Here is a 26,536-nt window from a genome sequence, read left to right as displayed (position 1 = left end):
CCGAGATTGCTGCACGACACGCAGCCGGCGCCCGTGCGCGATGCGCGCGGCACGGAGCGATTGCCTGCCGTGCCGCGCGTCGCGTACGCAACGCCCCCGCTGGTTCGAAACTTGCATCGCTCTCGGCCCGCGCCGGCATTGCCCGGCGCATCCGCTCTCATCGACCTCCATCCGACCATGACGCTTCTTTCCCTGCACGGCCTCGCCGCGCGCACGCTGCTCGTATCGGCACTCGCCGTGCCCTCCGTCGTTTCGCTCGCGGCTTCGCCCGGCCATGTTCCCGCCCCCGACCCGTCGCAGGGCGACGGCCGCGTCTCCGCGTTCTACACGTGGGACCGCGACATTCCGGCGACGCCCGGCGCGCTGTTGCGCACCGAACCGCTGCCCGCGACGCTCGGGCTCGCGAGCGCCGGCCGGCAACTGCGCATCCTGTACGCGTCGACCGACGGCATCGGCGGCCGCACGCCGATCGCGGTGTCGGGCGCGCTGTTCGTGCCGCGCGGCACGCCGCCGGCCGGCGGCTGGCCGATCGTCGCGTGGGCGCATGGCACGTTCGGGATGGCCGACATCTGCGCGCCGTCGTGGTTCGGCCGCTCGTATCGCGACGTGCGCTACCTGAACGCGTGGCTCCAGCAAGGATTCGCGGTGGTCGCAACCGACTATCAGGGGCTCGGCACGCCCGGCCCGAATCCGCAGCTCAACAACCGCTCGAACGGCTACACGCTGCTCGACAGCGTGCGCGCGGTGCTCGGCGGCGTGCCGGGCCTCGCGAACGAAGTCGTGCTCGTCGGCCAGTCGCAAGGCGGCTCGGCCGTGATCGCGGCAGCCGGCTACGCGCCGGTCTATGCGCCCGAACTGGCGATCCGCGCGACCGTCGCGACCGGCACGATCTACAACGCGTCGCATGCGACGCTCGCGTCGCTGCCGAAGTTCGAGACGGCCTACCGGCGCGACCCCGAGCGCGTCGATCCGACGCTCGCGTACCAGTTCTACTCGGTGCTGTCCGCGCAACAGATCGACCCGTCGCTGCGCGCCGATGACGTGCTGACCGACACCGCGCTGCCGATCCTCGAACAGGCGCGCATCAGTTGCCTCGCGTCGCTCGAAGACGATGCGGCGCTCGCGCACCTCACGCACGCGACCACCGTGAAGCCGGGCGGCGACGCGCGGCTGAAGGCGTGGTGGAACGACTACCTGAAGTACCCGACGCTGAAGATCGCGACGCCCGTCTTCATCGGTGCGGGCGCGGACGACGGGCTCGCGCCGCTCGAACTCGCGCTCGCCAGGGACGCGTGCGCGGCGGGCACGACGGTCGAGGCGCATCTGTATGCGGGCCACGAGCACAACGGCACCGTGAACGCATCGCTCGCCGATTCGATTCCGTTCGTGAAGCGCGTGCTGGCCGGCGAGACGATCCGCCCGGTCTGCTCGCCGGTCGCGCAGCCAGCCGTGTCGCAATAACGGTTCACGGCGCTTTGCACGACGGCGCGAATGCTTGTGCAAATCCGTTATTGGATCGAGCGGCCGCGCATTTTTATACTCGTCAGCACTCTCTGTTAAAGAGTGCCAGCCCATTTCGACAGAACAGCACAGGACGAAAAGATGAGCCTACGCCCCTTGCACGACCGCGTGATCGTGAAGCGACTCGACCAGGAAACCACCACCGCATCGGGCATCGTGATTCCCGATAGCGCCGCCGAAAAGCCCGACCAGGGCGAAGTGATCGCCGTCGGCCCCGGCCGCAAGGACGCGGACGGCCAGCGCATCGTGCTCGACCTTCAGGTCGGTGAACGCGTGCTGTTCGGCAAGTACGCGGGGCAAGCCGTCAAGGTGGACGGCAACGAGTTTCTCGTGCTGCGCGAGGAAGACATCGTCGCGGTCGTCAATCAATAACGGAGCGCAATCATGGCAGCCAAGGAAATCATTTTCAGCGACGTCGCACGGTCGAAGCTGACCGAAGGCGTGAACATCCTCGCGAACGCGGTGAAGGTCACGCTCGGGCCGAAAGGCCGCAACGTCGTGCTCGAACGCAGCTTCGGCGCGCCCGTCGTCACGAAGGACGGCGTGTCGGTCGCGAAGGAAATCGAACTCGCGGACAAGCTCCAGAACATCGGCGCGCAGCTCGTGAAGGAAGTCGCGTCGCGCACCAGCGACGCGGCCGGGGACGGCACGACGACGGCCACCGTGCTCGCGCAGGCGATCGTCCGCGAAGGCCAGAAATACGTCGCGGCCGGGCTCAATCCGCTCGACCTGAAGCGCGGCATCGACAAGGCCGTCGCAGCGGCCGTCGACGAATTGAAGAAGATCAGCCGGCCGACCACCACGAGCAAGGAAATCGCGCAGGTCGCGACGATCTCCGCGAACGGTGAGGAATCGATCGGCCAGCGCATCGCCGAGGCGATCGACCGCGTCGGCAAGGAAGGCGTGATCACCGTCGAGGACGGCAAGTCGCTCGCCGACGAGCTCGACGTCGTCGAAGGGCTGCAATTCGATCGCGGCTACCTGTCGCCGTATTTCATCAACAATCCGGACAAGCAGATCGCCGAGATCGAAAGCCCGTACATCCTGCTGCATGACAAGAAGATCTCGAACATCCGCGACCTGCTGCCGGTGCTCGAACAGGTCGCCAAGTCGGGCCGGCCGCTGCTGATCATCGCGGAAGACGTCGAAGGCGAAGCGCTCGCGACGCTCGTCGTGAACAACATCCGCGGCATCCTGAAGACGGTCGCGGTCAAGGCGCCGGGCTTCGGCGATCGCCGCAAGGCGCTGCTCGAGGACATCGCGATCCTCACCGGCGGCCAGGTGATCGCCGAGGAAACGGGCCTGACGCTCGAGAAGGCCACGCTCGCCGAGCTCGGCCAGGCGAAGCGCATCGAGGTGGGCAAGGAAAACACGACCGTGATCGACGGCGCGGGCGATGCGAAGAATATCGAAGCCCGCGTGAAGCAGATCCGCGTGCAGATCGACGAAGCGACGTCCGACTACGACCGTGAAAAACTGCAGGAACGCGTCGCGAAGCTCGCGGGCGGCGTGGCGGTGATCAAGGTCGGCGGCGCGACCGAAATCGAGGTGAAGGAGAAGAAGGATCGCGTCGACGACGCACTGCACGCCACGCGCGCGGCCGTCGAGGAAGGCATCGTGCCGGGCGGCGGCGTCGCGCTGATCCGTGTGCGGCAGGCGATCCGCGAACTGAAGGGCGTGAACGCCGATCAGGACGCAGGCATCAAGATCGTGCTGCGCGCGCTGGAAGAACCGCTGCGCCAGATCGTCACGAACGCGGGCGAGGAAGCGAGCGTCGTCGTCGCGAAGGTCGCGGAAGGCACGGGCAACTTCGGGTACAACGCGCAGACGGGCGAGTACGGCGATCTTGTCGAATCGGGCGTGCTCGATCCGACCAAGGTCACGCGCACCGCACTGCAGAACGCGGCGTCGGTGGCCGGGCTGCTGCTGACGACCGATGCGACCGTGTTCGAAGCACCGAAGGATGCGGCGCCGTCCGCCGCGCCGGGCGGCCCCGGCGCGGGCGGGCCGGGGTTCGATTTCTGACGACGCGGCAACGTGCGCGCCGGTTCGTCGGCGTACACGCAGTCATGCAGAAAAAGGAAACGCGTGGCGACGAAAATCGTCACGCGTTTTTCTTTGGAATCGACCATCTGCGGAGCCGTTACCGTGCTCGGGTAAGATGAAGCGAACGACCACCGTTCAGCTCCCATGCCTACCGCACAAACCATTCTGGACGATTACGAACGCCTCGGCTGGACCGGCAACGACCCGATGGCGCAGATGCTCGCACTGCGGCGCGATGAACCAGCCGCGCTCGTCGATCTCGTCATCGCGTCGTTTGAGCGCACGTTGCCGCATGCGACGTTCATCGACGCTGCACTCGATCTGATGGACGACACCTCGTTCGAGAAAGTTGCCGCCGAAGCGTGGCGACGGGTGCTCGAAGGCGCGTGGAACGAGCGGCTCGCGAATGTCCTGTCGAGCGTGGCGCTACGGTTGCCGCAGGTGTTTTCCGGTCACTGGAACACACTGCTCGACGTAGTCCTCGGCCCGCGGTCGCCGAGCCTGTATCTCTCGGAGCACGCGTGGCGGGCGCTCGATCCTGCGACGATCGACGCGTGGCGCCAACGGCTTGCGGAAGCCCCTGCCCTTGACGATGCGGCGCGCGCACGCGCTGTCGCACTGCTCCATTCGCGACAACCTGCAGCCGTGCTCGACGCGGTGGCCCGGCTTTTTCCGGACAATCCACAGCAAGCCGCTAACTGGCTCATGTCCACCGGCTACACGCTTGAGCACGGCACGTTGCGCACATTGCACGGCGCGTCGCCGCTGCATATCGACTTCGGACGAACGTTGCGGGCGCCAGCGCTTCGCGAGATGCCGAAGTGGAAACGCGAAATTCAGGCGAATCATGCAACCTGGCACGCAGGCGAATCGCATCGATGGATGGCGCACTTCGGCGGCGTGTCGACGCACCGATGCGGCCTGTGCCATCAGCCGCTGCACCGCCTGGTGACACTGCCGCAACCGACCGAAGCCGGTATCGACAGCGCAACACCTGTGTCGTTCGACACCTGCCTGTCGTGTCTCGGCTGGGAGAGCGACGGCCCGCTGTTCTACCGGCACGACGAGTGGGGCCATCCGACCGCTCATCCATCGCAGCAGCGCGACACCGCGATCCAGCCCGACTACCCGGCCGCCACGTTTGTGGAATCCGACGTCACGCTCTTTGCCGCCCCCGCGCGCTGGGCCTGGCAGGACTGGGGCGAGTCGAACGACCGGCAAAACCTGAGCCGTATAGGCGGTCCGCCGTCGTGGGTGCAGTCTGCGTGGTATCCCGCTTGCCCCGATTGCGGCCGCGCGATGTACTTCGCGATGCAGCTCGATTCACATCTTCCGCAGGTCGATGGCAGCGCATGGCTGTGGGGCAGCGGCGGCGCGAACTACACGTTCTGGTGCGCGCCCTGCCGCACTAGCGCACATCTATGGCAGTGTACGTAACCGGCGATTCACACGCCTTTACGACCTTTTTACTTGCGCCCGCGCATCCGTTCACTAGAATGGGTTCGCCATCCACCTCCGAGCACGCGCCATGCGCATTCGAAGTCCTCGCCCTCCGAGTTGCTTTTCCGCCTGACAGGCCGGACGCCTGCGTCTCCTTCCCGAGCCACCGTCCTGCCGCCACGCGAACGGTGCGCGCCGTAGTCCTTCCCGTGCACGCTTGAACACGGTGTCGATGCGGTGGTCATGCATCGCCATGCGCGCGTTCGAGCACGTGCATGCGACACATTCCGTGTAACGACACGTCATCGATCTACCGAGACGATCCAGTTACTTTGCATTACTGATTTCATTCACGGAAATTTCGATAGCGGAGCATCGCACGCCCCGCCTCGATCGTCTTTCATACAGGAGCAATGAAATGATGCTTGGCTTGACGTTCTGGAAACACGTGATCGGCGCGCGGACCCATGCCATCCGCGAGGACCGAACGACGGCGCACGACCGGCATCGCCGGATGTCGAGAACGCTCATGCTGGCGAGCGCGGCGGTGGCGTTCGCGGCAATCGCGTTCGGTGCACCGGTCGTCGGCATTTCGGTGTTTCTGCTGACGACGCTACCGTTCATCCTGTCGGGCACCTGACGCCATCCGGATCGGGCGCGGCTCCATCGGCGCTCGATACGAAATTTTAATGCCCGGCCCCCACGTATCTGACACCGTCTTTACGCGGGTTTGTCTAGGATTTCCCTGTCATCCCGACACGGAGAGATCCGCATGCAAACGCAGCAGGCCGCCGTCGGCGGCCAATCCGACCTCCCTCACCGACGCAGTAGCACGTCGTTCGCGGCTCGGCTCGCCGACGCCTGTCCGCCGGACCACATCCTGCTCGACGTGCCGGTGGAAAGCGCGATCCAGTTGTTCGACCTCGCCGCACGCCATGTCGCGCGCAGCAGCGGCGTATCCGCGGAACGGATCCAGGCCGAACTGATCAAGCGCGAACAACTCGGCTCGACCGGCCTTGGGCAAGGCGTCGCGATTCCGCATGCACGCGTCGCCGGGCTCGGCTCGGCCGCCGCGCTGTTCGTTCGCGCTCGGTACCCATTCGCGTTCAACGCGCCGGACTGCAAGCCCGTGCGCGAGTTCATCGTGCTGGTGCTGCCGCAAGCGGATGACCGCGCGCACCTCGAACTGCTCGCCGATGCCGCGCGATGGTTCAGCGAACGCGCGACCCGACAGGTGTCGCGCAACGCGCAGACGCCCGATGAGATTCACCGGCTCCTGCAATGCACTGTTTGACCCAACATCGTGCGACGACAGGTATCCCCTTCATCATTTTGGATTCCCATGTTCCCAGACCCTGAAACTCCCGCCCGACGCGTGGCCAGCCTGACCCGCTCGCTGCCGTTCATGCAGGCGCTGCATGGGCAGACCGTCGTCATCGTCGACGGCGGTGCCGCGAGCGACGCCCGCAGGCGCACCGCCTTCGCGCAGGATGTCGCGCTGCTCGCGCTCACCGGTATCCGCCCGATCGTGATCCAAAGCATTCCGACCGCGTCCGCCACGCAATCGGTCCATACCGTGCACGCCGCCATGGCCGGCGTCAATCATGAACTGGTACGCCTGATCGGCAGCCACGGCGCCCGGGCGATCGGCATCGACGGTCACGACGGTGGTCTGCTGATCGCCAGCGCGGAACCCGACCGCGCGGTCGCGCGGTTCGACGGCGCCGCGTTGAATGCGTTTCTCGACCACGGACTGGTGCCTGTCGTGATGCCGGTCGCACCGGACGATGCGGGCCATGATCGCCTGCTGCGCCCGGAACGGCTCGGCAGCCTGTTCGCGCAACGCACGGGCGCCGTCACGCTGGTGATGATGGTCGGCAGCGCATTGCTGCGCGAACTCGGCGAGCTTGCCGGTCTGTACGGCATCACGGAGCTCGAGCAATGGCTCGCCGAGCATCCGGCCGCCGAGGCAGCGCCGTGCGTACGGGACGCGCTCGATGCGCTCGCGCACGGCGTGCAGAACGTCCATCTCGCCGATCTCGGACAACCCGAATCGCTGATCGATGAACTGTTGACGGAGGAAGGATCGGGCGTAGTGTTCTGCCGGCGCGGCAACACCGATCTGCTGTCGGAAATCCGCCGCTACTTCGCCGATTCGGCGTGCGTGCTGCGCGACGGGTTCAGTGTCGAGCAGAAGCCGGTCGTGCGCTTCTGATAGGTAGCATGAAAACGCTTGAGGCGGCCCGCGAAGGCCGCCGCAAGCGGGCAAGCATCGACATCGCAACGACGTCAGCGTCGCGCCGCCAGTCTCCTGACGACACTCACCAGCGCATCGACTTCATCGCACGTGTTGTAGAACGCGAGCGACGGCCGCACCGTGGCTTCGAGCCCGAAGCGCCGCAGAATCGGTTGCGCGCAGTGATGCCCCGAGCGCACCGCGATGCCCTCTTCGTTCAGCGCCTGCCCGACTTCCTCGGTTTCATAGCCCTTCAGCACGAACGACAGCACGCTCGCCTTGTCGCGCGCGGTACCGACGAGCCGCACGCCCGGCACCGGCGCGAGCACACTCGTTGCGTACGCAAGCAAATCGTGCTCGTAGCGAGCGATGTTCTCGATGCCGACGCGGTTCACGTAGTCGAGCGCCGCGCCGAGCCCCACCGCATCCGCGATGTTGCCGGTGCCGGCTTCGAAGCGGTTCGGCGGCGGCTGGAACACCGTGCGCTCGAACGTCACGTCCGCGATCATGTTGCCGCCACCCTGCCACGGCGGCATGTCGTCGAGGATCGCGCGCTTGCCGTACACGACGCCGATCCCGGTCGGCCCGTAGATCTTGTGCCCGGAGAACACGAAGAAATCCGCATCGAGCGCCTGCACGTCCACACGCATGTGCGAAATCGACTGCGCACCGTCGACCAGCGCCTTTGCGCCCGCACGATGCGCGAGCTCGACGATCTCCTTCACCGGCACGACCGTGCCGAGCGCGTTCGACACCTGCGTGACGGACACGATCTTCGTGCGATCGTTGAGCAGCTTCCGGTATTCGTCGAGCAGTACCTGCCCCGAATCGTCGACCGGAATCACGCGCAGCTTCGCGCCTTTCTGCGCGGCAAGCTGCTGCCACGGCACGATGTTCGCGTGATGCTCGAGATGCGACACGACGATCTCGTCGCCTTCGCCGACGTGCTGCACGCCCCACGTCTTCGCGATCAGGTTGATCGCCTCGGTCGTGCCGCGCACGAACACGATTTCGTCGGGCGACGATGCGCCAATGAAGCGCTGCACCGTTTCCCGTGCATGCTCGTACGCATCCGTCGCGCGGCCGGCCAGTGCGTGCGCCGCGCGGTGGATGTTCGAGTTCTCGTGTGCGTAGAAGTATGCGAGGCGGTCGATCACGGCTTGCGGCTTGTGCGTCGTCGCCGCGTTGTCGAACCAGACGAGCTGCTTGCCGTTCACGCGCTCCTGAAGGATCGGGAAATCGCGGCGGATCGCGTTCACGTCGAACGGCGGATGGGCGCCGCGATGCAGTTGGCCTTGCGGCTCGGCTGCCTGCGCATCGTCGATGAAGTAGCGCGGCACGTCGGCACCCGACGCGCGCGACACCGGCACGTCGCGATGCACGGCGAGCAGCGCGCGCAGCGCGTCGTCGCCGGGCAACCCGAACGCTTCCGGCGACGCGAGGCCGTTCGACGGCACGACGATGTCCTGCGGCGTCGCCTGCCAGCCCTGCAGCGAACCGTCGGTGAAGTAGTACGGCGACGCCTTCGTCGCGCCTTCCGGTGCGGCCGCGTTCACCTGCGGCACGCCGAGCGCCGCGCCGCCGACCCGCGGTTCGAGCGCGGGCGCGATCGACACGGCGTTGTCGGGCAGCCCGTTCTGTGCAGCCGCATGCGGCGCGAGCGCGGGTGCGCGGTTGCCGAGCGACAGCACGTGCGTCGGCGCGGACGGCGCGAGGTTCGCGCCCGGTACCTTGCCTTGCGGCAACGCAAGACCCGGCACGCCGGTGCCTGCTCCGCCCGGGCCCGCGAGCGGCGAACCGCCCGGCACCGGATTGCTGACGGACGCGAGGATCGGCGCCGCCGCCGGCAATGCCGACGGCACGCCGCCGACCGCGCCGCTGCCCGCCGACAGCCCGGGCGCGGTGGCCTGCCCGGGCGGCGTCGCGAAGAACTCGGACGCGAGCCGCGCGAGCGTCGCCGGGTCGGGCAAGCCGGCCGGCAGCGGCGCATGCGGCAACGCGTGCGCGTCGCCGCCGGCCAGGCCGGGATTAACGGTAGGTGTCGGGATAGTCATGGAACTTGGCGATTTCGACGTCATCGAGGACAGCCAGCGCATCCGGCGAATGGACCGCAAGCGAGCAATACAGCGAGATCAGGTACGACGCGATCGCCTGGTTGTTGATCCCCATGAAGCGCACCGACAGGCCCGGCCCCTGCTCGCCCGCGACGCCCGGCTGATACAGGCCGACGACGCCCTGGCGCTTGTCGCCGACGCGCAGCAGCAGGATCTTGGTCTTGCCGTCCGCGACCGGCACCTTGTCCGACGGAATCAGCGGAATGCCGCGCCACGTCAGGAACTGCGAGCCGAACAGGCTGACCGTCGGCGGCGGCACGCCGCGCCGCGTGCATTCGCGGCCGAACGCGGCGATCGCGAGCGGGTGCGTGAGGAAGAATGCCGGCTCCTTCCACACCTTCGTCAGCAGCTCGTCGAGATCGTCCGGCGTCGGCGCGCCCGTCAGCGGGAAGATCCGCTGTTCGTCGGTCACGTTCGCGAGCAGCCCGTAGTCGGGGTTGTTGATCAGTTGGCTTTCCTGCAGCTCCTTGATCGTCTCGATCGTCAGGCGCAGCTGTTCCTTGATCTGGTCATGAGGACTGCTGTAGAGATCGGAGATCCGCGTATGCACGTCGAGCACCGTGCTCACCGCGTTGAGGAAGTACTCGCGCGGCTGTTCCTCGTACGGCACGAAGGTCTGCGGCAGCACGCTTTCGTCCTCGAGCTGCGTGCACGCGGCGCGCACGGCTTCCGGGTTCTTCACCTGGTTCAGGCGATAGATGCCGGCCTCGACCGGCACCCATTGCAGCAGATGGGTCAGCCAGCGCGGCGTGATCGTGGAAAGCTGCGGGACGGTCTTGGTAGCGTTCGCTAGTTGGCGGGCGGCGTGATCGCTCAGCGCGGCCGTGCCGCTTGCAACGGTCGACATGTGTGGCTCCGGGTTCTTAAGATGAAAAACGGGATTGCTTATGACGCTGGGTGATTATCGGAAGCACGCCCCTGCCGGCTCAACATGCTATAGCCGTCAGGTCGTGCACCCGAAAGGGGAAAACGATGGGGAAGCGGCCTCAGGTGACGTACGCGCCCGGCAGCAGCGTCGAGATCGACACCTCGAACGCGCGCGCGATCTTGTCGGCCGTGACGATCGACGCGATCGCCTCGCCGCGCTCGATCTCGCCGACGTACGAGCGGTTCAGCCCCGCGTGCTCGGCCAGCTGCTCCTGCGACCACGTGCGCGCTTCGCGCAGCTTGCGCACGTTGGCGCCGAAGTGATGGATGAGGTCGCTCATCGCGCCTCCTAGGCGACGCGCGCCGCCGTGCGCGGCACGGCGTTCGCTTCGCTGCGCAGCACGGCCTGCGTGACGTTTTCGCCGGCCGGCACGTCCTGCGTGAGCCATACGTTGCCGCCGATCACCGCACCGCGCCCGATCGTCACGCGGCCGAGGATCGTTGCGCCCGCATAGATCACGACGTCGTCCTCGACGATCGGATGGCGCGCGAGCCCTTTCTCCAGATGGCCGGCCGCATCGCGCGGAAAGCGCTTCGCGCCGAGCGTGACGGCCTGGTACACGCGCACACGCTCGCCGATGATCGCCGTCTCGCCGATCACGACACCCGTGCCGTGGTCGATGAAGAAGCCCGCGCCGATGCGCGCGCCTGGATGAATGTCGATGCCCGTTTCCGCATGCGCCTGCTCGGCGATGATCCGTGCGAGCAGCGGCAGGCCGAGCCCGTACAGCTCATGCGCGAGCCGGTGGTGGATCATCGCGAGGATGCCCGGATAGCACAGCAGCACTTCATCGACGCTGCCGGCCGCCGGATCGCCGTGGAAGGCCGCCAGCACATCGCTGTCGAGCAGCCGGCGAATCTCCGGCAAACGCGCGGCGAATGCCTGCACGGCCGTCGACGCGACTTCATCGATGCGATCGAGCGGCGGCCCGTCGGCATTGCGCTGACGCGCCGCGTAGCGCAATTCGAGCGTCACCTGCGCGAGCAGCGCATTCAGCGCCGCGTCGAGCGCGTGGGCCACGTGGAAGTTCTCGCTTTCCTGCCGCAGGTCGGGCGGCCCGAGCCGCATCGGGAACAGCACGCCCTTCAGCGCGCCGACGATCTGCGCAAGTGCCTCGCGCGCCGGCAAATCGCGCCCGCCTGGTTCGAGCGAGCGCCGCTGCTTTTCGCGCCATGCGCGGCGCACCGTCTGCAGCGATTGAACGATGTCGTCGATATCGAATGCGGCCATGCAGCTTTCTCCCCGTAACGGCCGTGAATCAATCCTGCGCCCATGGCAGGCCGCGAAAGCGCCAGCCGTTTTGGCCGCCGCGATGCTGCCGTTCGTCGAGGTCGCCCTCGAAGCCTTCGAGCACGTTGAATACCTGTGTGAAACCACCCTTCGCCGCGGCCTCCGCCGCCTGCGCCGAGCGGTTGCCGCTGCGGCACAACAGCAGCACGACCGCATCCTTGCCGGTCTTCGCTTCCAGTTCGCGCACGAAGCGCGGGTTGCGCGTCAGGCTCGTGCCGGTCGCCCACGGCACGTGCAGCGACTCCGGCACGTAACCGACGAATTTCCGTTCCTCGGCCGTGCGCACATCCACCAGCAATGCGTCGCCCGCCGAGAACAGCGCCCACGCGGCTGCCGGCGCGACGCCGCCCGCATAGGGCATGCCGGCCGCCACGGCTGCCGCGCGCGCGTCTTCGAGCGCCTGCTGCGCAGCGGTTCGTTCTTGCAGTTCAACCGTCATGACACTTCCTCGTTTTCGCAGATTCGTATGAACAAAGACACCGGGAATGCGGCTGTTGCAGCTTGCGTGCTGTCTATAGCCGTCAGCGCCACTATGCGAGTGCGGTCGGGGAAGCAGAACCAATAAAAATTCATTTCCTAATCAGCGCCGCGGGGAATGCAATAGCAGACGCGCGCTATCGATGCGCGGTCGCTGGCGGGGTGGAGATGAAAGGCGATGACCGTTCGATGTGGTGCATCGAAGGGATTTGAAAGGAAGTACGGAAGACGATCAATCCGGTGTGCTTCGCTTGGCACTCGACAGTGGCCGCTTGAAGATGATCGTTGTTAAATCTCGATCATTTGCGCAACGGATGACATCGCGCTTGCAAAACCGGAAATCATCTACCGTCTATATTCGTTATCCCGAAGAATTAATATTAATCCATTAAATTCATCAGCAAGAATTCTTGAAACAATCGGAATCAAATTCGCCGAACCCTTATCTCGCAATGAAACCATGAAAAATGATTCAGCCACCACCCCATACTCTGCCGCGATTCCTTTGAGCACACAACCTGCATCACGAGAAGGGGAAATTATAAATTTCCCACCAAATATATCAGAATACTTCGAACCAATTCGGACAAGAGCTGACTTCACCGCGTCATGATCCATTGAGAGATAACAAAACAAATCAATTGCCATTTCGCTCCCCCGACACAAATTCCTGTCACATCGAACAAAGCTATGATCATCTCGACCAAGTCCCGAAACTTATTCACCACCACCCAGACGATAAAACGCGACATCAGGCTTACTACGTATCGAGGGTGAGATGCCACAGATCATCGTATTCAGAACTGCGCAGTCACCTGAAAGCCAACCGTCACGCGCGCAGTCGGAAACGCCGACGGCTTGTAGACGGGCGTGCCGGCAAACAGGTCGTAACCATATCCGCCGAACCGCGTCGCGACGCTGCCCTTGACGCCGATCACCGCTCCTGCCAGTTGCGTGCCAACCAAGGCAACCGGCTCCGGTCCCCAGACCCGACCATAGTCGAGACCGGCATAGGCCGATAGCCCGGTCTGCGCGATGGGAACCTGCAATTCGTTGCGCCAGTAGAACCCACGCGATCCCGCCAGCAGCGTTTCACCGTCGAATCCCCGCACGGTATAACGGCTGCCGATCGTTACGCTATCGAGGTACGAAACCGTGTTGCCGGTGTACTGACCATGAAAGGTCGTCACATATTTGAACGGCTGCGTACCGATGACGAACGGCGTCGACAGATTCGCATCGAGCACGACCATCTTGAATCTGTAAGTCTGTCCACCCTCCGCTGCGAACATGCTGTCGGTTGAGCCAAGCCAGCCGAGCCCCTGACGATAGGCAAGCGAGCCGTCGAACTGCGACGAGCCGAAATAGTGCCGATCGTTCAGCCCGAATTCGAGAAAGGTCGCGTTCTGGTGCGACGACGGTATCGTCGTGCCTTCGATGTAGCTGTCGCCGAAACGGCGCGTCAGGCGAACCTGCGCACCGAACACGTCGTTCCGGCTGCGTGCCAACACGCGATTGAGCCTGAAGTCGACCGTCTTCATGTTGCCGCTGGCAACGAATGTCTGGTTCACAGCCGCGAGAGGTTGAAAGTACGTGCTGGTATAGGCCGATAGCGTACCGGTCCAGTATCCCCAAGGAATCGAGTAGAACGCGTTCCAGCCGTGCGAACCGAAACGCTTGTCACCAAACTCTAGGTCCTGGTTGAAACCGACGTTGAAGATGTCGTTCAGGCCCAGCGGGTTGTCGATGCCAAGCGATACGTTACCTTGCAGTTTGCCGGTCGCGCGCGTGCCGGAATTGTCGATGGACGCGACAACGGTCCATGGCTTGCCGCGCTTCACGTCGAGCACGACATCGCTTTCGCCGGGCATGTCGCCCGGTGCGATCCGCATCGACACATCCTGACTTGAGACGCGCTTCATCTGCTCAAGCCCTTGCTCGATGTCGCGCAGGTTCAACACGTCGCCGTCGCGAGTCGGGAACGCAGTCTTCCACGTGCCGCGCAACTTCTCGTCCTCGAAACGTACGTGCCGGATGACGCCCGGAATCAGGGCAAGCTTCAATGTGCCGGAGGACAAATCCTGCTCTGGCACGAGTACGCGGGTCGTGATGTAGCCGCGTGCGAGGATGGCCTGCGATAGTCCCTTAACGATCAGGTCGACGCCTTGCTTACCGACGCATTGGCCGGCGTAGTGCGCGAGCCAGTCGCGCGCAAAGGCGAAGCGATCCATCGGCAAGGCGGATGCGCCTTGCGCCTTTGACGCAGCCGGTAACGAGTCGGGCACGTCAAGCTCGAAACGATCGATTCGAAAGCACGGCGTTTCGGTCGGCAGTACCGGATAGGCTTCCGGGCGCGGCACGTCCGAACGCATGCCCGGCGCTTGCACCGTGGCGTCTCGCTGCTGCGCGTCACGGCGCTGCTGAGCTTGCTGATTCTGCTCGGCGTTCGCGCGGGCAGCGGCGGCCTGGTCACTGGGAGACGGCGCCTGTTGTGCTTGCGCAGCAAGCGTGATCAAAGTAGTGATTGGCAAAACCGCCAGCCGTCTGGTCATTTTCATTTAGTTATGTTTTGAATTGACGGAAATAGACAACAAACATCCCCGTTATCGATACAACACTGATCATCAATCAGCATCAGCGCCTCAACTATGATCAAGGTTTCAATCAGCCCCCCGAAATCCCGAGCCGAGCATCCTGTCGCAATTTCTCAACCAGTTGATTCCAGACATTCTCGTATAAGAGAAATGACCCCTCAGCCTGAGCAGCGGTTCTAGCCCGCATCACAGCCGTCAAAAAAATTGCCAGATCGTTAGAATCCAACGATTCTGTCGAGATGAAGCTCATCCCTCCCTCTTCCACAGGAAGATAAACCTCATTCTTAATCTGCATCCCTGACGAATCAAACTGATCACCGATTCGGCCGATCAAATAATCGAATTGATCCGTGCTCACCGGAACGCGAACGTCTTTAGAAATAACTATCGATCCCGCCATTTCGAGCTCGCTTGATCAGAATTGAAATCGATGAAACCTAAATTCACAAATCAAATCTCACAATAGCATCGCGAACCTCTTCTGCTCTTTCAGGGAATTCATCCCTAAAGGCCAGCAATGTCACCTTCAATGCATTTCTAAACACCTGGGCGTCAAAGATACGTTCAGATGGCTCAATTCCGCTCATATCGGGATCAGCCCACACCTTGTACCTCCCAGGGTGATCTATTTTCGGGATATGGTCTATTTCCCATCCCGGATCGCCCCCCAATCCCCCATTAGGCTGCAATATGGGAGTCAGCCAATGATCTAGGGGCACTGACTGTGCGACCACCCATGTAAGAACCCAATAAAGTAGTTGCTCGGGTCCCTCGACTTCATGCACATGCCCCACTTCATTTCGCACCTCGTATTGGATATGCGGTAGCAACCGATGGCGGCGAACCGGCGTCACTCTGATAGGCACCGTGAGCTCATCGCTACGCTGAAAGTCCCAAATTTGACGGAAGATCGGCCACGAAATTCGCTCTCGGACCATATTGCGGTGCCAATTCACGGATACTATTCGACAGAGAAGCTCTTTCAGCATCTGTCATTTTTTGCAATTCACTGCTAATTTGCTCCAACAACTCCATTGACGCATCCGGATCAATGATGTTCTCATCGGAATATTCCAAAAATATCGAAACATCGACAACCATTCTCGCGAGGTACTTATTTTCCATTTGACGGGACCACCTTCACATTGATGTTGGTTACGCCAAGACTTTCAGCATTAATCTGTTTTGTTGCTTGGAGCAATCAGTCACCACACGCTCAACACTGCTCAAGAGGCACCATCACTCCTGATAATCTTCAAATTCCCATGCCCCATTCGACTCAACTTGGCGGCAATCACAGACCAATTATCACCATGACTAGTTTCAACGTAGTGCTCAAGGATCGCTTTGATGGTCTCGTAATCATAGGCTTCAACAATTAGCATGTGTCTACCCCATATTACCCCCTTGATGGCACATTGCGATTTAGCAAACCTCTATGTCGAACGCCTCTGAACCTGCCTCGCCTTGCGGACCAATGTAGGCACGAATCCAAGTGCCGAAGTTCGATACATCGTCCGGCTGGTAGTTAATCAGCGTGTCTTCCAGCTGCAAGGAGTGCAGCGATTTGATTTCTGCCTTCATGGCTTAATATTTAAGTGTCCGTTACTAATGGGCCTACTACCGGGCGTGAGCTTCGATTCGAAATTGGCCTGCACGCCGGTTGTGGCATACGAGCTGTTCGGCTTCGCTGACGGCGGACGATATATCCAAAGACCATCGCTACTCACCCAAGACGAGCCAGCGCTTCTCGATACACGGCATCCCGGAATATTATAAAAATACAGAAACATCAATAATTACCCTTGCAAAGCGAGCATTTTTCACAAAAAATCCCACTTAATCATAAACCAAGGGAGACATACCAATTCGGCACCCCACTCAACGTCATTTTCACATCAATAAACTTTCATTTCCCTATTTTCTTTTTTACTCGCTGCCTTAAATTTTGCGACACCCACCGTTGCCCTGAAATTCTACGCAAACTCTCCATCACCTCAGAGTCAATCGAAGATTCATTGTCAAGCCAATCCAAGGCCTTAATAGGCCAATAGTCAGAAAATGACGAATCAAATGCAAACCGAAGCAAAAGTGACTCCGGAAATGATTCAGTCAACTCGAGCAACTTTCCCCAACTCGACTCGATATGGAGCAAGTGCTCATAAAAATCTCCTCTTCCGATCTCAAGCAAAGGGAGCATAGGCATCATGTCGTTTGGCGTCTGTATCAGCCTTCCTTCTCCGCCAGTATTAATGCACCACCGATGACCAAAGTTAATGCCGAGTTGAACATTCCCAACACGCACGATCCAGACCGATGAATTCTCCAGAATTGGAGGAAAAAGCAACTCAACCTTCATTTCCCACTCCAGGGTTGGTGATTGACAGGAACGCCAACTCGATCCGAAAGCCATTGTTGAAATTTATTCCATATCTGAGGCGTCCAGTTTTGACCGTAGTGTCCACTATTTTCGGTCGTAATGATTGATCCGTCTGGAGCGCGACTAAATGTCCCCCCAACAATATTTTTATCATTTGCCCCAATCGATTGAACGAGTTGTTGGTGTGGGGAACCATCAAACAAGCCGGCCTTGGGCTTTCCGACAGCAAATGTGTTAGTTGTAGGATCAAATACAAATTCCACGCCTCCACCCGATGGGTTGTAATTTCGCAGCGCGCCCACCGACGTATTGTCGGTGATTGCAATAACACCTGGAACGGGTCCTGAGCCAGAAAAATTGGGGGCCGTAGAACTTGGGGTGGAAGCAACTTTCCCACCTTGGGAAACACTCGCGGATCCATTCGAAATAGTCTGACTAGGTGTCTCAACGATCTGTCTGGTTGCGTTGCTTGTTGTTGCCGCATCAGTTCCGACTGCCGCTTTCCCGCCGAGACCCAGCGTCGCCAAGATAGGCGTCAGGAACTCCGCGTCAGGCCCGGCCGATGTTCCAGACTTATACGGCTTCTTCAACCCATCGAGCGAAACGTATCCCGGATCACCAGACGACGCGAATGGTCCGCCGTTCGGGATATTAACGATCGCGCCCGCGATGTTGACCATCCCGTTCCAGACACCGGCCTTGGCATCTGCCGTCATGACGATGGCTTGGGCGACCTTCTTCGACAACGATGCAAATACGTCGTTTGACGTTTGATTGTTCGAATCGTTACCCGCATTGTAAAGCTGCACATTCGACGCAGCCGACGCACCGGCGCTTCCGCCTACCAATGCGCCGCCGACCGTTGCGGCCACGTTCGCAGCAATATTGCCGACCAGCGACGAGCCGGTCGTATCGCCCACCGACTTGCTGATCTTCTCGGCCTGTCCGGCCAAGAGCGACGACGCGCCGGCACCCGCTGCGCCGCCGAACGCCGTGAGTGCACTGCCACCACCGAGCCCGCCAATCAGTGCACCGCCCACGCCCTGCAATTCCGCCCGCGACACCCCGCCTTCCATCCAGCCCTTGGCCTCGTTCAACGCGCCCTGCGCGCCGGCGAGGTCGCCGCTGTCATACGCCGCCTGGGCTGCTTTCAGCGCCGCATCGCGCTTGTTGTCCGCATACAGACCGATTGCCTGCGAAACCGTCTGCCCGGCAGCCTGCACCGCGTTCATCGTATCGGCCTGCTGCGACAACGTCTTTTGCACATCGGGCGTCTTCGAAACGGTCCCGTTCAGATTCGTCGCGTCGCGGTTCAGGTTCGCGACGTCCTGCGTCTGCTCGCCCGGCTTCGTGATGTTGATCGTGCTGGCGCTCACCGCGCTCTTCGTCGTCGCGCTCTGGTCGCCGCTGTCGTTCTGGAACACCATCGGCGTGACGCCGCCCGAGCCCGATACCGACGACGGACCAACAGCCTTGTTGCTCGGCCCGACCGATGCGCCGGCGCTAAAGCCCGCACTGTTCGCGCTGTAGTGCGAGTGGTTCTCGATGTCGCTCGTCGTCAGTGTGCCGGTCGTCAGGCTGTTCTTCGACGGATCGGCCGTACTACCGATATACGCGCCCTTCAGATCGGTGTTGCCCTTCACGGTCACGCCGAACCCTCCCGCACCCGCTTGGATGCCGGCTTGCTCGGTCACGCCCGCATAGTTGCCGTCCGCGTGGCCGTTCTGCGCACTGAAACTCCCGCCGACGCCACCCGCCTGACTGATCGTGAAGCCGCCGCCCGCGCTCGACTGGTGCGCGGCGCTCACGGTCGTATCCTGAACGCTCGCCACGTTCAGGTTGCCGCCCACGTCGGCCACGACCTTGTTCGCGTTCACGTTCGCGCCGATCACGTTCGTGTCGCCGCCGCTCACGATGGTCGCGGTCTGGCTCGCGTTGATGTGCGTGTTGTTCTGGATCGCCGCGTCCGAATTGCCGTCGCCGTGCGCACGCTGCATCGACGCGGACACGCCGATGCCGTTCGTGCCGATCGACACGCCGACGCTCGACCCAGACGACGAGTTCGAACTCTGCGTTTTGTCCGTATCGGTGGTGTTGACGAGATTGACCTGGTTGTTCGCGATCAGCGCCACGTTGGCCGCGTTCACGTTCGAGCCCGCGATCGTGATATTGCCGTCCTTCGGCGTACCGTCGCCAGTCGCAATCAGTTTCGTGGTTCCGCCCGCATTGATGCTGGAACCCCGCTGAATCGTCTGGTCTTCCGACGACTGCATCGAACTATGGCTCGAACCGACGCTGACCTGCACGCCGATGCTCGGGGCCTGCGTCCCCTTGGCGCCATCCAGCAGTTTTGCGGCACCCATACCGCCGAATGCCACGTCACCGGCCGCCGCGATGCTATGCAGCGCCGATGCGCGGCCGTTGCTGTCCTTCGCCGATTCGCGCGCGGCCTGCGTCTCGCTGATCGCATTGTTGATCGCATCGCCCACCGAGCCCGACAGGCCGACCGTCAGCCCGCTCTTGCTCGTCTGCTGCTGTTGCGCCTGATGCGAAGTATCGGTTGCCGAATCGATCACGATATTCGCGGCCGTGCCGGTCACGTCCTTGCCCGCGACCAGATCGCTGCCTTGAACGTGCAGCGTATTGCCCGCATGAACCGACAGATTGCCGTCCACCGAGCCAACCGTACTGGCGTTGTTCGTCACGCTCGACGATTGATTCTGCTGCGCGAGCTTGCTGCTGCCGACCGAGAACGACAGGCCGCCGCCCGACATCAGGCCCGAGTGCTGTTCCTGATAGGTGGTCGACGACTGCATCGTGTCCTGCGAAGTCGTCACGTTCACGTCGTGCGCCGCGTTCAGCGCCACATCGTGAGTGCCGACAACCGTACTACCCTGAACGTTGATGTCCTTGCCGCTACCGATCGACACGCCGTCCGCCGAAATCAGGCTGCCGTTCGCAACGGTGCTGGTCGCGTCCTGGCTGCTGGCGATTTTTGTGCCGCTCACGACGCCGCTACGGCTATGCGTCTCGTGCGAGTTGTACACGTGCGTTTCGGTCGCGGCCCCGACATTCACATCGCCGGCCGCCAGCAGGTTCGCATCGCCCTTCTTCAGGTCGATCGTGCTGCCGATGACATTGACGTCCTTGCCCGAGACCACATTCAGCGTATCGCCGCCCTTGACGGTCGTGCCCGTCAGCGCCTGGTCCGACCCATGCCGGGTTTCCGCATAGCTACGATTCCCTTGGTCGCCCGAGCTATTGGCGTTGATGGTCGATGTGACGCTCGCAGCGCCAAAGGTCACGTTACCCTTGGCCGCGACCGTGCCGCCCTCCCCGAAGTTAAGCTGAGCACCCTGCGCCGTCAGGTCGCCGCCCACACCGATGGCCGACTTGCCGCCGACATTCACCGTGCTCCCGGTTGCGCTGTTGAGGTCCGTATCCGACACGCCGTTAGCACGCTGCACGACCTTGTGCTCGCCGGTCTGCTGCGCGCCGAGATTCCAGTTCCCACCGATATTGGCGTTCAGGTTCCCGCCGACGTTCAGGTTGCCCGCGTTCTGCTGGAAGTCGCCGCCGGTCTTGATCGACGCGTCGCCTGCCACGTTCAGGTTCGCGGCCGGCCCGAGCGTCGTCTTGTCGCTCGTCGCGCCGTCGCGGCTCACCTGATGCGTCGTCTGCGTCGCGGTATCCAGAATCAGCTTGTTGCCTGCGTTCAGGTCGAGGCTGCCGGCCTTCACGTTGGCCGAGGTGAGATCCACGTTGCCCGTCGTGTCGAGCGACATCAACCCACCGCTTTGCAGCGCGCCGAACGCGTTGTCGATCTGCTTGCCCTGAAGCGCGAGCGTCGAGTCCGCCTTCACAGTGCCGCTGTTCGTGAAGACCTGCGTGTTCTTCAAATCGATATTGCCGGCTGTGATCAGCGGACCGTTCGCGTTCTGCTGATCCGCCTTCGCCAGATATACGACCGGTACCAATACCTGCTGGCCGCCGACCGTCTCGGTCTGCATGATGATCACGTTGGTCGTGAGCGCGGCCACCTGCTGCGCCGACAGGCTCATGCCGAGCGGCAAGTTCAGCGACTTCGACAATTCGGCGCCCGCGGCCATCAGCGACTGATACATGCCCTGAAGGTCCGTATACGGGCCCAATACTGCCTTGCCCGTCAGTTGCGTGACCTGGTTACGCACGAGCTGCTGCTCGTAGAACCCGTCGCCGAGACGCTTTTCGGTCGTCAGTGGATTCACGCCGATCTGCTGAAGGTAGTAATCGCTCGACAGGAAATTGTTCATTCGAGTGAACGCGGGGTTCGTCTCGATGAGGTATGTCGGGTTCGGGGCAGGATTCGGCCGGTACAGGCCGCCTTGCGGAATCGTCAGGTTGTTCAACACGTTCACGGCGGTCGCGCTCGCGATGACCGGGTCGATCCAGGTGGGCGTACCGCTCTTGATCGCGGCGGCTCCCGATTGCGTGCCGCTCGCGTTACCGCTCACCGTACCGATCGTCAGCCCCGGCACGGCCTGACCGGGCAGCAGGCCGAGCGACGGAATGGTCGCATTGGCCGCCGTGTTGTTCACGCTCACGCCGTTGCCCGAGATCGTGCCGTTTGCGCCCCACGTCGAGCGATAGTCGGGCAAGCTGTATTGCCGCACGTCGGCAGGCGCTGCCTGCGTATAGCCGCCTGGCCCGCCGACGAACGGCTTGTCGCCGAACGGCAAGGTCCAGTTGTGTTCGGTGTTGTCGTAGTTGTTGTAGTGGTAGTAGCCGGAATACGCGACCGTCACGCCCGGCGCTTGCTGGCCCGTTGCGCCCCAGCCATCCATGTCGAGGCTCGCGGGCTGCTTGATGTTGCCGGTCGCCGTCACGCTGCTCCAGTAGTTCTGGAACGTCTTGACAGTCGACGCGTCGAGATCGCCGCCCGATGCGATCTGCGCGCCCGGGCTCAGCTTCGTCACGGTATTGGCGACCGCCTTGCCCTCGTAGGTCGTGTACTGATAACCGCTGTTCCACTGGCCGCCGTTCGGCGGTACCGTGAAGACGCCGCCGGGCTGCAATTTGAGCGCGGCGATGATTGGCGCGGGATCGTAATCAGGGAAATTCGGATCGTGGAACAGGTTGATCCAGTGCACGTCCTGACCGCTACAGGCCGCGATGTAGTAAGCGGCGCACCCCGACATGCTGATGCCGAGCTGTTGAAGCAATGCCGGATCGACCTGACTCGTGTTGCCCGAGGTCTGCATTACGCGCCGCGTGTTCGTGACCTTGTCGGCATGCAGTTCCATCGAGCTACCCGATTGGATCGCCGCCGACGAATTGTTGATCAACGCCGCATTCGCGTAGTTGCCGTTCGCATCCTTGCCGCCTGCCAAAGCCACTTTGCCGAGCCCGAAGATCGTCGTGGTCGGCATCGAATCGCCCAGCGTCGTGTCGTCGCGGTTCTCGATGTCGTGCGCGAGAATTTCCAGCAGGCCTGACGTGTCCGATGCGCCGATCAAAGCGACAGGACCGAGGTTCGACACCGTTCCGCTTGCCTGGATGGCGACGCTACCGCCGACCATCGCGCCATAGTTCATCAGGTCGCCCGAATGCGTACTGAGCAGGCTACCGGCCGTCATCGCGCCCGTGTTGACGATATTGCCGGCGTTGACCGTCAGGTTGTTGACCGATTGCAGGTTCGCGTTGTTCGTGAATGTGCCCGGCAACGTGAAGGTCAGGTCGTGACCGATGTTGAACTGCGTTTGCGGCGTGGTCGTGAAATCGCCTTGCAGGTTCATCGTCGCGTCGTGCGCCGCGCTGTATGCGCCACCGCCGAGCAACGTCGAGGCCGCTACCGTCAGGTCGTGCGTCGAGCTGATCGAACCATTGGCGTTCGAGATCGCCCCCGTCGTCGTGACATCCACGTCGCCGGTCGAGTTCGCGACGTTGCCTAATTGCCCGCCAGAATTGTCGACCGTATCGCCTTTGACATGGAGCGATCCGCCCATCAACTGGCCGCCCTGCGTATTCGAGATCGCACTCGCGGCGATCGTCACATCGCCTTGCCCCGCCATCTGCCCCATGCCGGTAACGCCGCCCGCATGGCTGTTCACGATCTGGCTGCCGCCTTGCACGGTCATCTTGCCCGCGCCGAAGTCGTGCACCGCGCCATCGGTGTTGTCGATCGACGCGGCTTGAATCGACAGCGTGCTCGTGTCGCCGGCCGTGCCCGCCTCGATGTGCCCTTGCTGGTTCGACAGCGCGCCGTTGCTGATGATCGACAGCGCCGCGTTCGAGCGCATCAGGCCCTGAGCATTGTTCATTGCCCCGGCGATCATGGCCGACAGACTCAGTTTCGCAGCGATGACGCCACTACCATTGTCCAGAGTGCCGGCCTTCACGATGGCCTGCCCGTTGGTACCGATCGTGCCGCCGATATTTTGCAAGGCCCCCGCACCGTTGCCGGGCGCGAGCGTCAGCGTGCCGGTGCCGCCGTGCGTGACGGTGCCCTTGGAGTTGTTCAGGACGGCCGGCGCGAGCGTCAGGTCCGTGCTGTTGCTCTGGATGACGCCGCCGTTCGAATTGTCGAGCGTGCCTGAGATGGCGAGCTTGGTCGGCCCGCTCTGCCATTGCGAAATGCGGCCGCCCTGGTTTGTCAGGTTCGCGGCCGTCAACGAAAGCTGGTTGCTTTCGATATCGCCAGCCTGGCTGTTGTCGATCAGGCCGGCGACAGTGGCCGTCAGCGTGGGCGAGACGACCTTGCCGCCGAGGTTCGACAGCGAGGCGCTATGAATCGTCGTCGCGGCTTTCGAGCCGAGTTCGCCGCCGTCGTTGACCAGTGCACCACCTGCGGTCACGTCGACATTGGCGTTCGACGTGAGCTTGCCGCTCGTATTCGTGATCGAGTCGGCCGCATTGACGCTCAGGCCCGTTTGGCCGGAGGCGGAACCCGCCGAGTTATCGATCGTCTTGCCTTGCAGGACCGTTCGGCCGTTGCTGGCGATGGAGCCTGCTTTGTTGCTGACCGTGCCTGAAGCGTTGCCGACTGTCAGCGTGCCCGTGCCGACGTGCGTGATCGTGCCGCCGTTGTCGTTGATCAGCGCAGCGGGCGTGAGCGACAGATCCGTGCTGCGCGTCTGGATCAGGCCGTTGTTCGAGTTGTCCAGCGTGTCGGTGATCGCGACCGTCATCGGGCCGGTACCGGTCTGCGTGACCGTACCACCGTGGTTCAGCAAGGTCGTGCCGGTCAGCGAAACCTGGGTGGCGTTGATCGTGCCGTGCGAATTGTCGAGCGTCGCGCCATTCAGCACGGCGCTTTGGCCCTCAACCCGGCCGTTGGCATTCGCAAAATGATTGCCGGCGTCGACTGTCTCGGTCTGCCCGGCGTGCAGGATACCGTTGCCGTTGTCGACGCTCTGGCCGATCACATGCAGGTTCGCGTCGGCCGACACCGAACCGCTGTTCGTGACCGTGTTGCCCTGTACGATCACGTCGCCCTTGCCGCCGATGACGCCGCCCGGATCGCCGCTCACGTTCGTGCCGGCCGCATTCGTGATCGCGCCGGTTGCCGCCACCGACAGTCCATCTGCGTTCAGGGAAATCAGCCGGCCCGCGCTATTGTCGACGGATGCGCCAGCAATCGTTTGCTTGCCCGCGCTTTGAATCAGCCCGGCATTGTTCCGGATCGCACTCCCGCGAACGTCGGCCGTGCTTTGGGAACTCAGCATGCCGTTTTGGTTCGACACGGTGCCGGCCATCTGCACCGACAGCGGGCCTTGCGAATTTGCACGGCCGCCCTGGTTCGACAGGTTGCCGCCGCCGAGCGTCATGCCCGCGCCGCTGGACAGATTGCCCCGGTCGTTGATGACCGTGCCGCTCGCCTGCGCGTTCACGGCCCCCTTGGCGCTGGCGGTCGATCCGGTCAGGTTCACGTCGCCCGCCGTCGCCGTCAACGCGAGGTTGCCGTTGGCGGCCGTCGCGCTGTTCGACAGATTCACATCGCTACCGGTGAACGTCGCGTTGCCGGCCGCGCTGTTGGTCCCCGTCGCGGTCAACTGGCCGCTGCCCGTCACGCTCAGATCGCCGCTCGTGCCGACCGTGCTGTCGGCGTTGATGCCTGCGCCGAGCGTGCCCGTCGAGTTGAGACTGCCGACGTTGGCGGTCAGGTTCTGCTGGGCGGTCAGCGCGCCGCTGTTGGTCAGATCAGCAGCGCCGGTGTTGACCGTGACCGATTGCTTGCCATACGTGACGCCGCTGTTCTGGATGCCGCCCGAGGCCGACAGCGACATATTGCCGGCCGCATTGGTCCGGCCCGAGAGCACGAGACGACCGTTCGCTTGCAGCGTCAGATCACCAGCCTGTGCCGCGATGTCGCCCGCGTTCGCAACACCTACTCCATTCTCGGAACTCACGAGGAACACCCTGTTCGCGTACATGCCACCGAGCTGGCTAACATCGATCGCGATGGTGGGCGCGGGGCCGTTGCCCGCGATCGGCGTGGCGTTCAGGGTGTTGTAGTCGACTTGGTTCGAACCCGCCACCACGTTCAGGGTCTTCGCGTAAGCCTTCGCGTTGATCTGCACGGCGCGGGCCAACAAATCCACCTGATCGACATTGGCCGTGTCGAGCCCCGCGCCGACAACCGAAATCAAGCCCTGGTTGACGTTGAAACCCGTCAGCGATCCATCAGGCCCGAAGTTCGGATTGCCGGTTGTCAGCGTGGCTCTGCTCGTATTCAGGAAGCCGCCACCATCGATGAACAACCCGGCCTGATTCGCGATCACGAGCTGTGCGGCTGCGCCACCGATTTCGACTTTGCCGCGAATAAAGCTAGGGTTGTTGCTGTTGACCTGGTTGACGATCAAACGCGCCGCGTCGCCTGCCTGGAAATTGGGGTTGCCGCCGATAATGCCGCCCAGTTGAGTCTGGACGTTAACCGGCGAGTTGTTGAGAATAATGCCTGGCTTGGGTACGTCAAACTGGTTGTACGTGTTCATCGACACGCCCGAGGAGCCGGGGCGGTTGATGTTCACTTGTTGGAGTCCGTTCTGCGTCTGGATCACGGACGGCGCATGCGCGCCGCCCGCAACAACCTGGGCATTGGCCCATATCGGCATCACGCCGGCCGCAACAAGTGCTGCGAGTGCCACATGACGAAGCGCGAATCTCGCAAATGCGTGCGGCGAGCGAATGGCGAAACCAATGTCGCCCCGCCCTGCGTTACCTGATGCACTGGCGGTTTCTTCCACCGCAACCAACATATCGCGTACGCGGCTGAATACCAGCCGATAATGGTTTTTATTCATGACCTTGGTCTACTCGCGATTCGTCCGATCCGCTCTCACGAGCATCGAACATCGCACGAAACCTGGTCGATCAGCGTCAACAATTGTTAAGCGTGGTCGATATGTGACGAGTATTACTGTTCGTTGAAGCTCTTTCGTATCCGTACCAGCGACCAATACGTCGACCGATAATCACGATCCGCAGACTAGGCATCCTATTCGGTCAGTCGCAAAGACAGATGGCATGGGT

The 26,536-nt window shown here is 62.6% G+C and carries 20 protein-coding genes; 7 read left to right on the top strand and 13 right to left on the bottom strand.

What is annotated here, in order from left to right:
* Positions 1–177: 177 nt before the first annotated feature.
* From HWW87_RS01035 to HWW87_RS01005, 7 genes are all read left to right on the top strand, one after another.
* Positions 178–1,461: an alpha/beta fold hydrolase gene (locus HWW87_RS01035; protein WP_175818899.1), complete on the top strand. Its 1,284-nt coding sequence runs from the start codon at positions 178–180 to the stop codon at positions 1,459–1,461.
* A gap of 141 nt (positions 1,462–1,602) precedes the next feature.
* Positions 1,603–1,893, top strand: a complete 291-nt coding sequence (gene groES, locus HWW87_RS01030) for a co-chaperone GroES (RefSeq protein ID WP_048248265.1) — start codon at positions 1,603–1,605, stop codon at positions 1,891–1,893.
* Between the two features lie 12 nt (positions 1,894–1,905).
* Positions 1,906–3,546, top strand: a complete 1,641-nt coding sequence (groL, locus tag HWW87_RS01025; RefSeq protein WP_175818898.1) for a chaperonin GroEL — start codon at positions 1,906–1,908, stop codon at positions 3,544–3,546.
* 228 nt (positions 3,547–3,774) lie between these two features.
* Positions 3,775–5,004 (top strand): hypothetical protein, encoded by a 1,230-nt coding sequence (locus HWW87_RS01020; protein WP_244107111.1) that lies wholly within the window; start codon positions 3,775–3,777, stop codon positions 5,002–5,004.
* A 421-nt stretch (positions 5,005–5,425) separates the two neighbouring features.
* Entirely contained in the window at positions 5,426–5,647 is a 222-nt protein-coding gene (locus HWW87_RS01015; protein ID WP_175818896.1) for a hypothetical protein, read from the top strand.
* A 132-nt stretch (positions 5,648–5,779) separates the two neighbouring features.
* Positions 5,780–6,301: a PTS sugar transporter subunit IIA gene (locus HWW87_RS01010; protein WP_175818895.1), complete on the top strand. Its 522-nt coding sequence runs from the start codon at positions 5,780–5,782 to the stop codon at positions 6,299–6,301.
* A 48-nt stretch (positions 6,302–6,349) separates the two neighbouring features.
* A complete protein-coding gene (locus tag HWW87_RS01005; RefSeq protein ID WP_175818894.1) occupies positions 6,350–7,222 on the top strand; it encodes an acetylglutamate kinase in 873 nt (290 codons plus the stop codon).
* A gap of 74 nt (positions 7,223–7,296) precedes the next feature.
* Here HWW87_RS01005 and HWW87_RS01000 read toward each other — a convergent pair whose 3' ends face one another.
* From HWW87_RS01000 to HWW87_RS00935, 13 genes are all read right to left on the bottom strand, one after another.
* Positions 7,297–9,297, bottom strand: a complete 2,001-nt coding sequence (locus tag HWW87_RS01000) for a family 2A encapsulin nanocompartment cargo protein cysteine desulfurase (RefSeq protein ID WP_175818893.1) — start codon at positions 9,295–9,297, stop codon at positions 7,297–7,299.
* Complete coding sequence (locus HWW87_RS00995; RefSeq protein ID WP_006479760.1) at positions 9,272–10,204, bottom strand: family 2A encapsulin nanocompartment shell protein; 933 nt, start codon at positions 10,202–10,204, stop codon at positions 9,272–9,274. Before HWW87_RS00995 ends, HWW87_RS01000 begins: the two co-directional genes overlap by 26 nt.
* A 139-nt stretch (positions 10,205–10,343) precedes the next feature.
* Positions 10,344–10,565, bottom strand: a complete 222-nt coding sequence (locus tag HWW87_RS00990) for a helix-turn-helix transcriptional regulator (protein WP_175818892.1) — start codon at positions 10,563–10,565, stop codon at positions 10,344–10,346.
* A gap of 8 nt (positions 10,566–10,573) precedes the next feature.
* On the bottom strand, positions 10,574–11,515 hold the full coding sequence (gene epsC / locus HWW87_RS00985) for a serine O-acetyltransferase EpsC (RefSeq protein WP_174387192.1): 942 nt from the start codon (positions 11,513–11,515) through the stop codon (positions 10,574–10,576).
* Between the two features lie 28 nt (positions 11,516–11,543).
* Complete coding sequence (locus HWW87_RS00980) at positions 11,544–12,014, bottom strand: rhodanese-like domain-containing protein (protein ID WP_175818891.1); 471 nt, start codon at positions 12,012–12,014, stop codon at positions 11,544–11,546.
* A 383-nt stretch (positions 12,015–12,397) separates the two neighbouring features.
* Entirely contained in the window at positions 12,398–12,700 is a 303-nt protein-coding gene (locus HWW87_RS00975) for a hypothetical protein (protein WP_175818890.1), read from the bottom strand.
* Positions 12,701–12,849: 149 nt separating this feature from the next.
* Positions 12,850–14,610, bottom strand: coding sequence for a ShlB/FhaC/HecB family hemolysin secretion/activation protein (locus tag HWW87_RS00970; RefSeq protein WP_175818889.1), 1,761 nt, complete (start codon positions 14,608–14,610; stop codon positions 12,850–12,852).
* 106 nt (positions 14,611–14,716) lie between these two features.
* Positions 14,717–15,046, bottom strand: a complete 330-nt coding sequence (locus HWW87_RS00965) for a hypothetical protein (RefSeq protein WP_175818888.1) — start codon at positions 15,044–15,046, stop codon at positions 14,717–14,719.
* A gap of 43 nt (positions 15,047–15,089) precedes the next feature.
* Positions 15,090–15,251 (bottom strand): hypothetical protein, encoded by a 162-nt coding sequence (locus HWW87_RS00960; RefSeq protein ID WP_175818887.1) that lies wholly within the window; start codon positions 15,249–15,251, stop codon positions 15,090–15,092.
* A gap of 274 nt (positions 15,252–15,525) precedes the next feature.
* On the bottom strand, positions 15,526–15,771 hold the full coding sequence (locus tag HWW87_RS00955) for a hypothetical protein (RefSeq protein WP_175818886.1): 246 nt from the start codon (positions 15,769–15,771) through the stop codon (positions 15,526–15,528).
* Between the two features lie 300 nt (positions 15,772–16,071).
* Entirely contained in the window at positions 16,072–16,230 is a 159-nt protein-coding gene (locus HWW87_RS37390; RefSeq protein ID WP_175818885.1) for an Imm8 family immunity protein, read from the bottom strand.
* Positions 16,231–16,555: 325 nt separating this feature from the next.
* Positions 16,556–17,005 carry a hypothetical protein gene (locus HWW87_RS00940; protein WP_175818884.1) on the bottom strand — a complete coding sequence of 150 codons (450 nt, stop codon included), beginning with the start codon at positions 17,003–17,005 and terminating at the stop codon, positions 16,556–16,558.
* Positions 17,002–26,307 (bottom strand): hemagglutinin repeat-containing protein, encoded by a 9,306-nt coding sequence (locus HWW87_RS00935; protein ID WP_208449922.1) that lies wholly within the window; start codon positions 26,305–26,307, stop codon positions 17,002–17,004. The genes HWW87_RS00940 and HWW87_RS00935 overlap by 4 nt, the downstream gene beginning before the upstream one ends.
* Positions 26,308–26,536 lie beyond the last annotated feature (229 nt).

This window comes from Burkholderia sp. BCC0419, assembly GCF_902830285.1.
In the GTDB taxonomy this organism is placed as follows: Bacteria; Pseudomonadota; Gammaproteobacteria; order Burkholderiales; family Burkholderiaceae; genus Burkholderia.
Note: the sequence above shows the minus strand (reverse complement) of the source record. Positions and strands in the feature narration are given on the sequence as shown.